This window comes from Pseudoalteromonas sp. SCSIO 43095, assembly GCF_023650455.1.
Lineage (GTDB): Bacteria > Pseudomonadota > Gammaproteobacteria > Enterobacterales > Alteromonadaceae > Pseudoalteromonas > Pseudoalteromonas tetraodonis.
This window is the reverse complement of the sequence record NZ_CP087996.1, coordinates 39,739-54,918: the sequence shown is the minus strand read 5'-3', so window position 1 is coordinate 54,918 and position 15,180 is coordinate 39,739. Positions and strand designations below refer to the sequence as shown.

The window sequence follows — 15,180 nt, the reverse complement described above, 5'->3', positions numbered from 1 at the left end:
AATACCTCAAAAAAATCTGAGGTATTTAACGTACGATTTAGGCTTTATCGAGCGCTTGGCTTACATCGGCAATAATATCGTCAATGTTTTCAATACCCACCGATAAACGAATTAAATCGCGGCTAACGCCCGCATTGGCCAGTTCTTCATCATTTAATTGGCGGTGCGTAGTAGATGCTGGATGACACGCCAGCGATTTAGCATCGCCGATATTCACCAAACGTAAAATCATGTTTAGAGCATCAATAAAGCGCGTACCGGCTTCAAGGCCACCGGCAATGCCAAAACTTAAAATACCTGACGCCTTACCATTGGTAATTTTTTGGCTCATTTCGTTATAGGGGCTTGATTTTAATCCCGCGTAATTAACCCACAGCACCTTAGGGTGGCTCTCTAGGTATTCAGCAATTTTTTGCGCGTTTTCGCAGTGGCGATCCATTCGTAAGCCTAAGGTTTCTAGGCCGATTAAAATGTCAGATGCGTTTTTAGGCGCAAGTGCTGCACCGGTATTTCTAAGTGGTACAACGCGGCAACGACCAATAAACGCCGCTTCAGCAAAAGCTTCGGTATAAACCACATTATGATACGACGGATCGGGCTCGTTCATCATTGCAAAGCGTGTGGCATTGGTTTTCCAATCAAATTTTCCTGAGTCGACAATCATGCCGCCAATAGCAGTACCATGCCCGTTTATATACTTTGTCAGTGAATGAACCACTATATCAGCACCTAGCTCAAATGGGCGACATAAGTACGGGGTAGCCACGGTATTATCAACAATAAGCGGCACCCCTTTACTATGAGCAATGTTAGCTAAACGCTCAATATCGACAATATTACCTGCAGGGTTACCAATGGACTCACAAAATACTGCGCGAGTATTATCATCAATCGCGTTTTCAAAGGCGCTAAAATCATCAGCTTTAATCATGCGAGCTTCAATACCTTGGCGCGGTAACGTATGAGCAAATAAGTTATATGTACCGCCATATACTTGGCTAGTGCTTACAATATTAGTGCCCACTTCACATAAACATTGAATCGCATAGGTAATGGCCGCCATACCCGAGGCCACCGCCAGCGCACCAATGCCGCCTTCCATCGCAGCAATACGTTGTTCAAGTACCGCATTGGTCGGGTTCATAATGCGGGTATAAATATTACCCGGCACTTTTAAATCAAATAAATCAGCGCCATGCTGGGTATTATCAAAGGTGTACGAAGAGGTGTTATAAATCGGCACCGCCGCCGATTTAGTGGTGGCTTCAGATTCATAACCATGGTGCAACGCTAAAGACTCAAGTTTCATAATTTATCCCTTCAATATAGTTACACCTAACGTAGCATTTAATGGTTACAAAGTGCACATGAAATATACTAAAGAATGTTGAGGGAAATAGATTGAATACTGTATCTAACAAAGCGTTCAAACTACCGTTTGCTCATATATTCAAGAAAATGGGCCAAGCGCGCATATTAATCTGTTCTTTATCACTTAATAACAATAAAAACTTAGTGATAGTAATATGTTAGATAATTTGTTAAAAATATATAAAAATGAGCGTATCGTTGGCAGAAATATGCGCGATGAGCGCACTATTAAATGTTATGCTGCGATCATAAACTTCTAGCCAAGACTGAAAATAAGATCTAAAATTAGCACTTATTTAAATGCTTAATTGGTGTTGTTATGAGACAGGTTTTAGCTGATTGTTCAGCAAGTATTTCTGAGTTAAAGAAAAATCCAACAGCTTTGTTAAACGAAGCAGATGGCTCTGCTATTGCTATCCTAAACCACAATAAGCCAGCAGCTTATCTAGTACCTGCAGAAACTTATGAGTTTTTAATGGATATGCTCGATGATTATGAGCTTGCTAAACTAGTCGAAAGCCGTCGCGGTGAACTATCTGAAGCGGTGGAAGTAGATATCGATGACTTATAAGCTTAAATTTCTACCTGCTGCCCAAAAAGAGTGGAGCAAATTAGCTCCACCAATTCAAAGTCAGTTCAAAAAGAAACTTAAAGAACGTCTAGAAAACCCGCACGTTCCTTCGTCTAAACTTCGTGGTTATGACTCAGTTTATAAGATCAAATTACGTACAGCAGGTTATCGCTTAGCCTATGAAGTCATTGACGACGAAATCGTGGTGTATGTGTAGGCTATTGGAAAACGAGATAAAGATGCGGTGTATAAAAAGTTAGCATCGAGGTTCTCGTAACAGCAGCATAACAAAGCGTTTAAGACAGATTCCCAACGCATGGCATTTTTCATTCCATCGTTGGGTTTTGTGTTTACGGTGGTATGGTTAAGTTCTGTGGCGGCGTTGCTCACTGCTTAACGCGGCGTTAGCTGCTTTGAGGTTAATCATTAGTAAGGTGTCGGAATGAGAATTTTGGTAACAGGCTCTGCGGGTAGGGTCGGGCGTGCGATCTATATTAAATTAATGCGTACACATGACGTAGTTGGCATTGATAAAACACCTTGCTCAACAGCCGATTACATTGGTGATATCCGTGACAGTGCCCTGATTGGTGGGGTTCTTGAAAATATTGATGTCATCGTTCATACAGCTGCTCTTCATGCTCCTCATGTTGGTTTAGTACCTGATTTAGAGTTTCAATCTATCAACGTAGACGCGACTGAAAAACTGGCTTTGGCTGGTGTAAAAGCAGGTGTTAAACACTTTATTTTTACCAGTACAACTGCGTTGTACGGTTATGCTTCGACACCTAAAAATATTACAGGTTGGGTTGATGAGGACGTTACTCCACAACCCAAGTCGATTTATCATAAAAGTAAAATTGCTGCTGAAACTAAGCTAAAAGAAATTTCAAATCTGTTTCAGCTTCCCGTGACTGTGCTGCAAATGTCGAGATGCTTTCCTGAGCCAGCGGATTTAATGGCAGTATTTCGTCTGACTCGTGGCATTGATGCTCGCGATGTAGCAAATGCTCATTTATGTGCAGTGGAAAAACGTTTAAACGGTTTTAATCGCTTTATCATCTCAGGTGCAACACCTTTTCATTTTTCTGATTGCGAAGCTCTATATACTGAAGCTGGAGAGGTTATCAAACGTAAGTGCCCAGAAATCGCTCTAGCATTTAAACAAAGAGGCTGGCAATTACCTCAAAGCTTAGATCGCGTATATGATTCATCGTTCGCACGTGAGAAATTAGGTTGGTCGCCTATACATGGCTTTGAAAGTGTTTTAGAAATGCTAGATACTGAAACGGCAGAAGTATTACCAGTTTTGAAACGCAGCTAACAAAGCGTTTAAGAGTGACTCCTAACGCGTGCCGGTTTCGCTTCGCTCACAGTATGACACGCTATGTTTGTCGCACCTTAAGGCGGCGTTAACTGGCTAGGAGTTTTCATGGCATCATGGTCAAATAAAGAGTTATTGAGTTTATGTAAATCGAAAATTTCTTGTGAGGAAAAGCTGTTTAATATTGAGCAATGCATTTTTGCAATTCCAGAAAGACTGAAATTAATTGATATTGCGGCTACTCAAGTTGATTCTAATGTTAGAAGTGTTATCGAAAGCATGGAGCTAGATGAATATGTTCTAATTGTTCAAGTACTCGGTGTTGCTGAAGAAAAAGTAAATATTGAATATCACATGCTAGATTCAAAGGTCTTATTAATTTAGATTTTATAATTCAAAGCTTACACTGTTGCTGTGAAATGCTTGCTCATTTAATTAATTTAATTCTTATAGGCGATAAGAAAAATCACTACCTTTATACTACCTCTGAAAAGTTATCTAAAAATGGCGACTTTTCCGAGTTGGCAAAAATGATAAGTAAATTATTAGAAAGCGAAGGTTTTAAATATATTGCAGCATATACAAATGAAAGTAAGCACCGGCAATTAATTCAAGTTAGGCATACTGCTGATATCGATGATTATCTAGTAGTTACCAGATTTACGCGTAAAGGGAATGCATTTCCCCAAAAATGGAATACTGACATCACTAATAGCATTGTAAAAGAAATAAGACATAAAATAGTGCTGGTTGGTAATGAGAATAATACATCGCTGCTACGAAAGACATTTACCGCTAAAAACAGTTTTTTCACCACAGAGAATCCCGAGGCGCTTTGCGCTACACAGAGATGGATTCATATCTTTTAAGTATTTCTCTGTGAACTCTGTGTCCTCGGTGGTAAATACTTATTTAAGCTTAACTCTGACGCGATATAAAATCGCTGCTACGAAAGACATTTACTGCTAAAAACAGTTTTTTCACCATAGAGAATCCCTAGGCGCTTTGCGCTGCACAGAGATGGATTGATATCTTTTAAGTATTTCTCTGTTAACTCTGTGTTCTCGATGGTAAATGCTTATTTAGGCTTAACTCTGACGCGATATAAAGCCGCTGCTACGAAAGACATTTACTGATAAAAACAATTTTTGCACCACAGAGAATCTCGAGGCGCTTTGCGCTGCACAGAGATGGATTCATATCTTTTAAGTATTTCTCTGTTAACTCTGTGTTCTCGATGGTAAATACTTATTTAGGCTTAACTCTGACGCGATATAAAATCGCTGCTACTAAAGATACTTACTGCTAAAAACAAATTAACTCCCCCCCGCAACCCGAACCTCGTAGCTCTTAGCCCGAAGCCCGTATCCTAAGTTAAATTAATCAGAAAATGTTTAAACCAAAAAAGGCGCTTCCGATTAAGGTAAGCGCCTGTTTGTTATTTTAACTGCTTCTTATTTTACGATTTTCATTTCGTCTAATAAGTTTTGTGCGTTATCTACTTTATCCATTACCCACAGCATGTAGCGTGAATCTACATGGATTGAGCGATTTAGCTCTGGGTTGTAATCCCAATCACCAATAATGCTTTCATACACACCGTCAAACAGTAACCCTACCAGCTCAGCTTTACCATTAAGTGTTGGTGAACCTGAGTTACCGCCAGTCGTGTCAACGTTTGATAAAAAGTTAACCGGTACGGTATTCATGCCACCTGTGTAATCACCATAAAGCTTGGCTTTAATTTGCTCTTGCAGCTTTTTAGGCGCATTAAATGGGTCAACATCGGTGTTTTTAGCCAGTAACCCTTCAAGTGAGGTAAACGGCGTGGCCACTAAACCATCTTGCGGAGAATACCCGCCTACCGTGCCGTAAGTTACACGTAATGTGCTATTTGCATCGGCGTAAACCGGTTTGTTTTGCGCTTTGTTAAAGGCAATAATCGCACTCATTAACTCTGGGCGAGCGGCTTGTAACTTACCTGCAAGGGCTTTTGACTTATCTTCCTCAGCTTTCATTACCGTGAATATGGCTTTTGCATATTGCATGAATGGGTCTTGGCTTTGGTTTAATTGGCTAAGCGTTTGCTCAAATAATGAATTACGTACAATTTCGTTATCAAGCGTTGATTTAGCGTACATTTCATCAAGTAATGCACTTTGTTTTGCTTTATCAAAACCGTTTTCTAAAGCAAAAGCTTTATCAATTTCACTAAAACGCTCTGCTTTAGGTAATGCTGCATATTGCTCTAAAAAGTGCAGTAATATAGCTTTATCTACGTTTGCATCAAAGCGACGTGACATACGCTCTAAACCCGATTTAATACGCGGTAAATCACGTTCTTGATAACCCGATTCACGCTCGCTATTTGGCTTTTGTTTTTCATAAGCTAAACGGTATAAACGACGTGCCGCGCTGATCATTTGTGAACGGTGAACATAGCCTACCATACGGTCGCGCTCACTGTGCTCTTGCGATTGTGCAACAAGTGCTGATAACTCATTAAGTACATTACCGTAGCGCTGTTTACGCTCGCTATCGCTGTTTATCCAGTTTGTAAGTTCTTGTTCAAACTGCTTTTTACGCTCAAACATGGTGCCTTTTTTAAAGCTTTCGATCATCGAACCATAGTTTTTAATGTAGTTGTTATAACCAGCTATGGTGCTTTCGTAAGCAATACGTGCTTTGCTGCCATCTTCTGAGTTTTCTTCAATCAGTGATACGTATTTAGTATTGTGCATACGCGCTTTAGGGTAACTGTCGTTAAATACATAATCGACCTCTGCCGCAATACGGTAACGATTGGTTCGTCCTGGATAGCCAGTCACCATGACAAAATCACCCTCTTGCACGCCTTTAGCACTTACACTTAAGTAAGACTCAGGCACGTACGGTACGTTGTCTTCGCTGTACTCTGCTGGTTTGCCGTCTTTACCTACATAGGCGCGGTAAAAACCAAAATCGCCTGTGTGACGCGGCCACATCCAGTTATCGATATCGCCACCGTATTTACCTACGCCCATAGCAGGTGCATACGCTAACCGTACATCTTTAATTTCCAGCGATTTAATAAGGTAAAACTCTAAACCACCATGAAACGAATATACATTACAACGGTAGCTTTCATCGGCTTCACACTGTGCAACGAGGGCTTTTTGATTTTTTTCTAACGCATCGTAGCGTGCTTTTGCACTTAGCTCGTTAGTGCCGCTAATTACTTTATCAGTCACGTTGGTCACTGTTTCTGTAACGTACACACGCGAACCTGGCGCAGCAGGTAAATCTTCAGCCGGTGTTTTTGCTAAAAAGCCGTTTTCAAGTATGTTGTTTTCAGGTGTTGAATTATATTGCACTGAGCCATAAATACAGTGATGGTTAGTAACAACTAACCCCTTTGGCGAAACAAACGAGGCTGTACAACCGCCTAAGCTAATAACCGCATTCATTGGAAATTCGGTTAATTTTGAAATTGAATCAACACTGATTTCAAGGCCTTTGGCTTTTAAGATTGATTCCAGCTCTGGTAGCTGATGAGGTTGCCACATACCTTCATCGGCATTGGCCGCAGAAGAGAGTGCCAGTGAACAGGTTGCTACCAAAGTGGCAACAAGAGGTTTTAAACGCATTATAGAATCCCTTTTATTATTGAACCTGCAGATTACTCATTAAGTATGAGTAAGGTCAACTGCGCTGAGATAAATTGTTACAATATAGCGCCCAATAAACAAAAAAGGAGCTAAGCTCCTTTTTAACTGTTGATGATGCGTTGTTTTATTAATCTTTTTTCGCATCGTTTGGATGCGCAACACCCATCCATGCTTTAAATAATGCTTTTTGCTCATCAGTGGCATTTTTATTCGCAACCACTTTTTTAGGTTTGTCGAAATCTTCAGACAACACAAGCTCAGTCGCCATTAAGGCATCACGACGAATAAAATCAACAGTGACTTTATCGCCTACTTTAAAGGTTTCTAAGCTGGCTGTTAAGTCTTTACCTACATGCTTTTTATTAATAGCGACGAGTTTATCGTCGGTGGTTAAGCCGCCTTGCCATGCTGCACCATCGCGACGTACATGGGTAAGCGTAAGTAACTCGCCAGTATTTTTAGTAAATGCATCTAAGCTTGGTGTGGCCTTGGCTTTTTCTGGTAATTCAAAGCTTAAACCTACTTTTGCTAGCAGTGCATCAAAATCAAGGTTGGCTGGTGAGTCAACATTTGCCTGCCACCACGCGCTATAATCACGCCCTGATAGTTGTTTTAAAATAGCCAGTACGTCTTGCTCAGTAAACCCTGCCGGTAATTTATGCTGCTTATAAAGTTCGTTGTGTACGTCTTTATAGCTAATTTTACCTTGGCTATTTTCAAGTAGGTCGATATCTAACGCCATCGACAATAATGAACCTTCAAGGTAAATATTAGTGCTGTAGTTACGTGCGTGATCGCCGCCTTGGTTTATCCATTTATCAAAACTGGTTTCGCTGGCACTTTGCACTTCACGCCCCGGTGTTGTGAGGTGGCGGTTAATGGTTTTGCTTAATACTTTAAAAAATTCATCGGTGGTTTGAATACCCGAACGCACTAGTAAATGATCTTCAAAATAGCTGGTAGAGCCCTCTGCTATCCAAAGCAATTTTGAGTAATTAATATTAGTGTAGTCATAGGGTGCAAGCCCTTTTGGACGGTACGCTTTTACATTCCAAGTATGTATAAACTCATGAGCTGCAGTACTTATAAAACCTAAATAGTCTTCACGTTTAGCAAAGCGGTCGCGTGGCCGCTGAATAATCGTTGAGTTTAAGTGCTCAGTTGCCCCGCCTGCGCCTGATGTAGCGTGTACCATAAATACATAACGTTCATACGGGTAGCTGTCCCAAATCACATTGCCGGTAGCCACTAGCTTTTTCAAATCAGTTAGCATCAGTTCAATATCGTAATTACCCTCACCCCATACCACCAGTTCGTACTCACGACCATTAACTTTAAATGTGCGTAGCTCGTTAATACCGGTTTCGATTGGCGAATCAACTAATACATCGTAATCACTGGCTTTGAAGCTGTGCTTATTTTTATAATTTTCCATGCCTGACACAGAGCGCCATGCTTTGGGGACGTTTAATTCAACCGTTACTGGCTCTTGGCGAAATGATTCGCTAAACATAAAAAAGCCTGATGCATCAATAAAGGCATGGCTGTCGTCTATATGGCGGGCACGTTTACCTAGCTCATTGGCATAGACTTGGTAATCTATATTTACTTCAGTGGGTTCATTTAAATGAACACGCCATGTGCTGTGATCAATCTTTTCCCACTTTAATTCATTACCTTCATCATCACTGGCTTTAAAGTAGCGAACGCCATTGGCAAGATTTAAAATTTCATAACGACCAGTGCGCCATGCTGGAAGTTTCACATCTAAGAAAGACTGCGCCGTTTTAGGAAATTCTACGTTCACATCACCTAAATGATGCTCTGGCTGAGAAATGTTTAAAGCGTAATTAACGTCGGCAAATACCGGTGCTGAACAGGCAGCTAAAATTGATAAGGCAAGTAGCTTTTTCATAAAGGCTCTTTTTATATAACGTATTGTTGCCCAAGGTTAACAAGACCCATTTTAAAAGTGAATTAAAAGCGATAAATACACTTATATTTAAGATCGTTCGTATTTTGTTGCTAGGGTCTGTTGACCTTTCAGGATTAAAATTTGTTCAACCTAGGTGCGATTTAATCGCGGCGCGAGATTTGTAACCTAGTGGGCTAAGTAAAAATCGAGCAACAAAGAGTTAATCGCACCTAGGAAGAACCCAAAGGGCAGCGCGCGTTTGGCATTTATGCTGCGTTATCGCCTATTTATGGGGAATAACCACACTACGTAGGCTCTGCCTTGCCTAAAAACCAAACGCACTGCTGCAAAATCAACCTCGAAAGATAAACAGACCCTAAAAACATTAAGTTTTTGATCTCATACCTACTATTAATATGTTTTTGTTGTAAACTAAAACAATAAAGGTATTAAAATAATGGTGTGTCGGTGTCTAGGAGCTCCAATACGGTGGAACAAAAACTAAAGCAAGCAATCGACAGTAGAAAAGTAATAGAAAGCGCACGTAAACATCAAGTTGACACCCTTTCTAACTTTGCAGCTAAGTTATCTTTAAGCTGTAAAGGACTTGATATTGAGCTTGATAACCGCCTAGCAAAGTTCCGTAGCGCATTAAACAAAGGAATGGATTTTGAAGACTTCTCTCCTTTGATAGATGATATTTTGGCCTTGCTAAAAAATCAGGAAGCGATTCAACTAGCGCATCAACGCGACCTGTTAACCAGCGTACAGAATGCAGGAAAACAGTTACAACAAACGAAAGGCCTGCCTGACGAAACCCGCAGAACGCTGCGTCATTTATTAGATAACCAACTTGACGATATACAATCGGTGCATGGGTTTATCCCAATATTAAACCAATTGATCACCTTTTATCTTCAAGCTTTAATTGCTAAAAGCAATAATACCTTTAAACCACCCAATTTAAGTGTGCTCACTGAAAAGCTGTTTAAATTAGTTAGTGAGCTCGAACTAGAAGAAGAAGCCAATGAATCACTGTATTTAATAAAAAAACGCATTGCTAAAAATAAAGCCGTTGACCAGCTACTTGATGCCGCAATAGATGTGATTACTTTAATTGTTAAAAGTTTTCACGTTGAGCGTGAATCAGCGCAAAGCTTTTTAGCTTCATTAAACCAAACACTTGAAGAGCTGCATCGCTCATTGGTATCAACCAGTGAACACTCTCAATCGATGAATGTTGAATTTGACTTAATAAATAAACGCATTGGTGAAAAGCTAGAAAGTCTAAATACACAAACAAAAAATGCGACCTCAATCACAGCGTTAAAGCAGCTAGTTGAAAACGAGTTACGCTCACTCAGTGCAGATATTTTAGAAAAAGAGCAACTCGAACAAAAAGATCGCAGAATTTTAGTTGCCAGCTTTACACAAATAAATGAAAGAATTAATAGCTTAGAAAACAAAGTCAGTAACTATAAAAAACGTTTAAATGAGCAACGATTTAAAAGCTTACTCGACAGCCTGACAAAACTGCCTAATCGGGCGGCATTTGATGAGCGTTACAACTACGAAATTAATTTATTTAACGAACAACCCTCAGACATAACGCTAGTTGTTATAGACGTCGACCATTTTAAATCAATCAACGATCGATTTGGCCATACTGCGGGCGATATTACTTTACAAGTTATTGCCAAAGCGTTGCAAAAGTCGATTAGGCAATCAGACTTTATTGCACGCTATGGCGGCGAAGAGTTTGTGCTATTAATGCCACGCACTTCACTTGAAAACGCGACAGCGCACCTCAATAAATTAAAACAGTCTATTAAAAAGATACCGTTTAAATTTAAAGACAAACAAATTGAAATTACTGTTTCGATAGGCGCAACCCAATTTAAAGAGGGAGATACCCCTCTAAAAGCATTTGATAGAGCCGATCAAGCTTTATACGATGCTAAAAATTCAGGCCGGGATCGTCTATGCATTAGTAAATAGTGTTATGCATTTCTACTTTTGAGTACAAGGCATAATTACGCAGTAAATTTACCCAAGAAGTTTCAAGGAGAATGCCGATGCTAATACAGTTAAACCCAACAGGGGTATTAGATTTATTATCGCAGCTAGAAGTAGACCTACTAGAACAGTCATCAACAAGCGAACGCTACAGGTTATTCAGAAATTGTGTTTTAGCTGTGCTTAATGTAGGCAGCCATACCGATGTAAGTAATGATATATACGAAAAACATAAAGACTTTGATATTCGTTTGGTAAGCCGTGAACGCGGTATTAAAATTGAATTAGAGAACCCGCCGCAAACGGCCTTCGTTGACGGGCACATAGTCACCGGCATACATGAGCACATATTTTCGGTTATTCGCGATATCTTATTTATTTGCCAAAAGTATGAAAAAAATCTCAAAGAAACTAAAGCCATTACCCACATGGTTTTTGACATGCTTAGAAATGCCGACGCTCTTAGAGTAAATAGTGAACCTAACATGATTGTATGTTGGGGCGGCCACTCTATTAACGAAATAGAATATAAATACACTAAACAAGTAGGTTACGAATTAGGCTTGCGCGGGTTAAATATTTGTACTGGCTGTGGGCCTGGTGCAATGAAAGGCCCGATGAAAGGCGCCACTATTGGTCATGCCAAACAACGTATAACTAACAACCGTTATTTAGGTTTAACTGAGCCCAGTATTATTGCAGCTGAGCCACCTAACCCGATTGTGAATGAACTGGTTATTTTACCCGATATTGAAAAGCGGCTTGAGGCCTTTGTTCGCACCGCTCATGCCATTATTATTTTTCCTGGTGGTGCAGGCACAGCTGAAGAACTTTTGTATTTATTAGGCATTTTGTTGCACCCTGAAAACGAAAAGCAATGTTTACCTGTTATTCTTACCGGTCCAAAACAAAGTGAAGCTTACTTTGAGGAGCTGTGTCAATTCATTCAAATGACTTTAGGCGATGCAGCCCTAGATAAATTTGAAGTAATTATTGATGACCCTCAATTAGTAAGTCAAAAGTTAAAGTCGGCAATGAATGGTGTACGCGAATACCGTAAAAGCCAAGGGGATGCATATTACTTTAACTGGACCTTGAAAATAGACAGTGATTTTCAGCAACCTTTTTACCCCTCTCATGAGGCTATGGCGTCGCTTGATTTGCACCTTGATCAACCCAAACAACAATTAGCAGCTAATTTACGCCGTGCGTTTTCGGGAATAGTGGCGGGAAATGTAAAAGAAGAAGGTTTACATGCGATTAAAAAATACGGCCCGTATGTCCTCAGTGGCGAGCCTGATTTAATGAAAGCAATGGACACACTTTTACAAGCGTTTGTAGAACAAGGTAGAATGAAGCTCCCTGGCAGTAAGTATATTCCTTGTTATACAATAAAAGCGTGAGTTTATAATTGAATCCCCATTTACTTCTTATTGATGCGCTTAATTTAATTAGACGCATCTATGCTGTTGATGCTAACCAAACGCATCACAGCGACGAACATATGTTAAAAGCATGCTGCGCTCGAGTAGCACATGCCTGCAAAAAACTCATAACAACCACTAATGCAACCCATGCTATTGCTGTATTTGATGGCGATAAAAGTTGGCGCTATCACTTTTACAAAGATTACAAACATTCGCGCGCCCCGATGCCACAAACGTTAAAAGAAGCCTTGCCACATTTTAAAGCGGCCATTGAAGAAACCGGCATTGTGGTATTTGAGCCGACTAACGATGAAGCCGATGATATTATTGCAACATTAGCCCATAAAGCCGCCAACAATCAGATAAACAACACTATTGTCTCTACCGATAAAGGGTTTTTACCGCATTTAAATGAGCAAATTGAAGTGTATGATTACTTTAAAAAGCAACAGCTCACACAGCAGCATATCCAAGAACGTTTTGGCGTAGCACAACACAAACTAATAGACTTTTGGGCTCTGGCAGGAGACAAAACCAATGACATTCCAGGTGTTAAAGGCATTGGTGTTAAATCGGCGCAACAATTGGTGAATCAGTACAACACTCTCGAAGAGGCATTAAGCGATGAATCATTAAGTGCGCGCTTACAAAAAAAGCTTGCTGATGATATGGATATGTTTGTGATTTCTAAACAACTGGTGAGTTTGCGTACTGATATCCACTTAGGCTTTAGTTTAAAGCAGTTAAGGCTTAATTAGTCGCAAGTTAATGGCACTGAACGATCGCAATACGTATACTAGTAATAGTTATCTTGGTCTGGGTAGGCAATGTTTAAGAAGTTTTTTAGGTATTTGATATTGGGATTAGGTTTATATGCATTAATAGCCACGTCGGTTATTATGTTTTATAAAGACGATCCACAAGCAATGATTTGGCAAGACCGCGAAGCATTCAATAAACGCTATATTGAAAAACTGCGCTTAGAAGATACTTTTACGCTAAATGCTGTGCTTGAATATTTAGGCAGCCCAGATTTAACCTACGCCAAGCGTGATGGTGAACAGGTGTGGCAAGTTTTATTTTATCGTACACAACATAAAACCTCGGATGGCATTACCACCATGGATGAATGTACCGGGTTATTATTTAAAAACGGCCAACTAATAATGTGGGGCCCAAGTGCTTATGAAAAATACCTTGAACAAAATGATGGAACAATTTAATGGAAGCACCACTGTCGGGTAACCTAAACAAGCTACTCGAAAGCACACAGTTGCTTTTAAGTTCACATAATAATAAAAACCAGTGGCATACTTTTTATCCGATTGTTTGTAAACTTGCAGAGCAATACGCAGCGTTATATAAACAAAACCCAGCAGCGTTACAAGCTCAGCTCAATTTGTATAAAACACACTATAGCTTTGCAACCAATGTAGTGGTTAATCAATGTGTTTTAACTTGTGCATTAAGTGCTAGCCAAAATTACGATAAACACTTAACAGAGCTTTATATCAGTGCCTCATTGGTGGAACACCTTTGTGTTGCTGATCAGTTGAATAAACTAGCCCAACAGCAAACATTTACTAATACCGACACTAAAATGTGGCAGTTACGCCATAAACTCGCAGCCAAAGTGATATTGACATCACAACAACCAGCACATCAAATTGCCCATATTTTAGCTAAACTAGCCAAATACAAACACGCATTATTAAACACGCCTAAAATCATGCTTTATGACGGAGCCAGTGTATTGGTTGCTTTGGCAAATATTTTGGCGCTTAACGTAACCTGCAACGCAAAACAGCAGCATATTAGTTTTTACAAAGCAGTAGCTGATTTGTACATAAGAACCCCCAACTCATTTGCACAGAGACTGTTAAAAGACTTAGTGGCACACGTTGGACAATATGTACCAGGTAGCCAAGTGGTTTATGCGGACCAAACAATGATTTATTTGGCTACAGATTCGGCAGGCCGTCACATTATCGTTAATAATGCCAATACAAAAATGGCCTGGTATCGAATAAAAGCATCATTAGAGGATGGCTCAAAGGCATGGCCGTGTAATGACGATCGCTTGTTTTTAAAAGTTTGGGACAGTGAATACCTGCATATTGTTCATAAGAGTGACAATACACAGTCCTCTTTGTACGAATTAGTTAAACGAATAAAAAACCAACAAGAGTACAATTACAAAGCATTAAATACATTACTTACCCCTTATCCTAATGTTATAAAATCAGTGTGCCATGCAGTAAAACAGTATAATAAAGAGCTGCAACCGGCAAAAGATTTAAGGCATAGCTTGTCTATGGTGGGTTACGATAAGGCCCCTGCGATTATTCAAGGCATGGTTTTCGAGCAGTTGGTAAATAGTATTGCCCATCCTTTACATACATTTTTGTGTACCCGCATGGGTTGTTTAGTCAACATTGTAGAGCTGTTAGTAAAACACGATAAAAATTTGCAAAGTGAACGCATTAGTTTGAGCCTATATGCCTATTTATATTATCTATTAATTAATTACAGCCCAGAAGTTTCTAGAAAAATCACCCTAGACCAAACACCGAATAAATCCTTAGATACGCCAATATGCACTTTTTTTGGCATAAACAATGTTGATACCCCGCATTTAACTAATGAGCTTAATGAATTACTTAGTAGCGACCCCTGGGCAATAGCGTTATTAAAAGCTGAAACATTGCCTAAAAAGCAGCTCGATGATAGCGCTAAGTTGTGGGCAGCTTTAAAAGTTGTAGCCCAGCGCGTACTTAAACCTAACCAGCCATTAACAGCATGGCAACAGCAGATATTAAATCAACAACTCACCCGCCATGGCTGGAAAAGTGAGGCCATTTTTTATCAATCCCTGCAGCAATTAGGTCTGCACAATAGTATTTAGCTGA

13 protein-coding genes are annotated in these 15,180 nt (G+C 39.9%); 10 read left to right on the top strand and 3 right to left on the bottom strand.

The genetic code is table 11. The annotated features are described in order from the left end of the window. Positions 1–37: 37 nt before the first annotated feature. On the bottom strand, positions 38–1,309 hold the full coding sequence (locus tag LOC50_RS14620) for an O-acetylhomoserine aminocarboxypropyltransferase/cysteine synthase family protein (protein ID WP_250654064.1): 1,272 nt from the start codon (positions 1,307–1,309) through the stop codon (positions 38–40). Positions 1,310–1,690: 381 nt separating this feature from the next. On the opposite strand from LOC50_RS14620, the gene LOC50_RS14615 reads away from it, so the two are divergent. The 5 genes from LOC50_RS14615 to LOC50_RS14595 all read left to right on the top strand — a co-directional run bounded on the left by LOC50_RS14615 (position 1,691) and on the right by LOC50_RS14595 (position 4,135). Continuing rightward, on the top strand, positions 1,691–1,942 hold the full coding sequence (locus LOC50_RS14615; RefSeq protein ID WP_017038856.1) for a type II toxin-antitoxin system Phd/YefM family antitoxin: 252 nt from the start codon (positions 1,691–1,693) through the stop codon (positions 1,940–1,942). Next, a complete protein-coding gene (locus tag LOC50_RS14610) occupies positions 1,932–2,159 on the top strand; it encodes a type II toxin-antitoxin system RelE family toxin (RefSeq protein WP_250654063.1) in 228 nt (75 codons plus the stop codon). Before LOC50_RS14615 ends, LOC50_RS14610 begins: the two co-directional genes overlap by 11 nt. Positions 2,160–2,384: 225 nt before the next feature. Beyond that, positions 2,385–3,266 (top strand): NAD-dependent epimerase/dehydratase family protein, encoded by an 882-nt coding sequence (locus LOC50_RS14605; RefSeq protein WP_250654062.1) that lies wholly within the window; start codon positions 2,385–2,387, stop codon positions 3,264–3,266. A gap of 108 nt (positions 3,267–3,374) precedes the next feature. Beyond that, a complete protein-coding gene (locus tag LOC50_RS14600; protein ID WP_250654061.1) occupies positions 3,375–3,650 on the top strand; it encodes a hypothetical protein in 276 nt (91 codons plus the stop codon). Between the two features lie 35 nt (positions 3,651–3,685). Beyond that, complete coding sequence (locus tag LOC50_RS14595) at positions 3,686–4,135, top strand: hypothetical protein (protein WP_250654060.1); 450 nt, start codon at positions 3,686–3,688, stop codon at positions 4,133–4,135. Between the two features lie 585 nt (positions 4,136–4,720). On the opposite strand, the gene LOC50_RS14590 is transcribed toward LOC50_RS14595, so the two are convergent. Both LOC50_RS14590 and LOC50_RS14585 read right to left on the bottom strand, forming a co-directional pair. Further along, entirely contained in the window at positions 4,721–6,892 is a 2,172-nt protein-coding gene (locus LOC50_RS14590; RefSeq protein WP_250654059.1) for a S46 family peptidase, read from the bottom strand. A 148-nt stretch (positions 6,893–7,040) separates the two neighbouring features. Next, on the bottom strand, positions 7,041–8,828 hold the full coding sequence (locus tag LOC50_RS14585; protein ID WP_250654058.1) for a M61 family metallopeptidase: 1,788 nt from the start codon (positions 8,826–8,828) through the stop codon (positions 7,041–7,043). A 489-nt stretch (positions 8,829–9,317) separates the two neighbouring features. Here LOC50_RS14585 and LOC50_RS14580 point away from each other — a divergent pair, with 489 nt between their 5' ends. From LOC50_RS14580 to LOC50_RS14560, 5 genes are all read left to right on the top strand, one after another. After that, entirely contained in the window at positions 9,318–10,826 is a 1,509-nt protein-coding gene (locus tag LOC50_RS14580) for a GGDEF domain-containing protein (protein WP_250654057.1), read from the top strand. A 77-nt stretch (positions 10,827–10,903) separates the two neighbouring features. Next, positions 10,904–12,247 (top strand): nucleotide 5'-monophosphate nucleosidase PpnN, encoded by a 1,344-nt coding sequence (gene ppnN / locus LOC50_RS14575; protein WP_248474358.1) that lies wholly within the window; start codon positions 10,904–10,906, stop codon positions 12,245–12,247. Between the two features lie 8 nt (positions 12,248–12,255). Next, positions 12,256–13,029, top strand: coding sequence for a flap endonuclease Xni (gene xni / locus LOC50_RS14570; RefSeq protein ID WP_013463270.1), 774 nt, complete (start codon positions 12,256–12,258; stop codon positions 13,027–13,029). Between the two features lie 69 nt (positions 13,030–13,098). Continuing rightward, positions 13,099–13,494 (top strand): DUF3192 domain-containing protein, encoded by a 396-nt coding sequence (locus tag LOC50_RS14565; RefSeq protein ID WP_069439711.1) that lies wholly within the window; start codon positions 13,099–13,101, stop codon positions 13,492–13,494. Beyond that, positions 13,494–15,176 carry a hypothetical protein gene (locus LOC50_RS14560; protein WP_250654056.1) on the top strand — a complete coding sequence of 561 codons (1,683 nt, stop codon included), beginning with the start codon at positions 13,494–13,496 and terminating at the stop codon, positions 15,174–15,176. The genes LOC50_RS14565 and LOC50_RS14560 overlap by 1 nt, the downstream gene beginning before the upstream one ends. Positions 15,177–15,180: the final 4 nt, after the last annotated feature.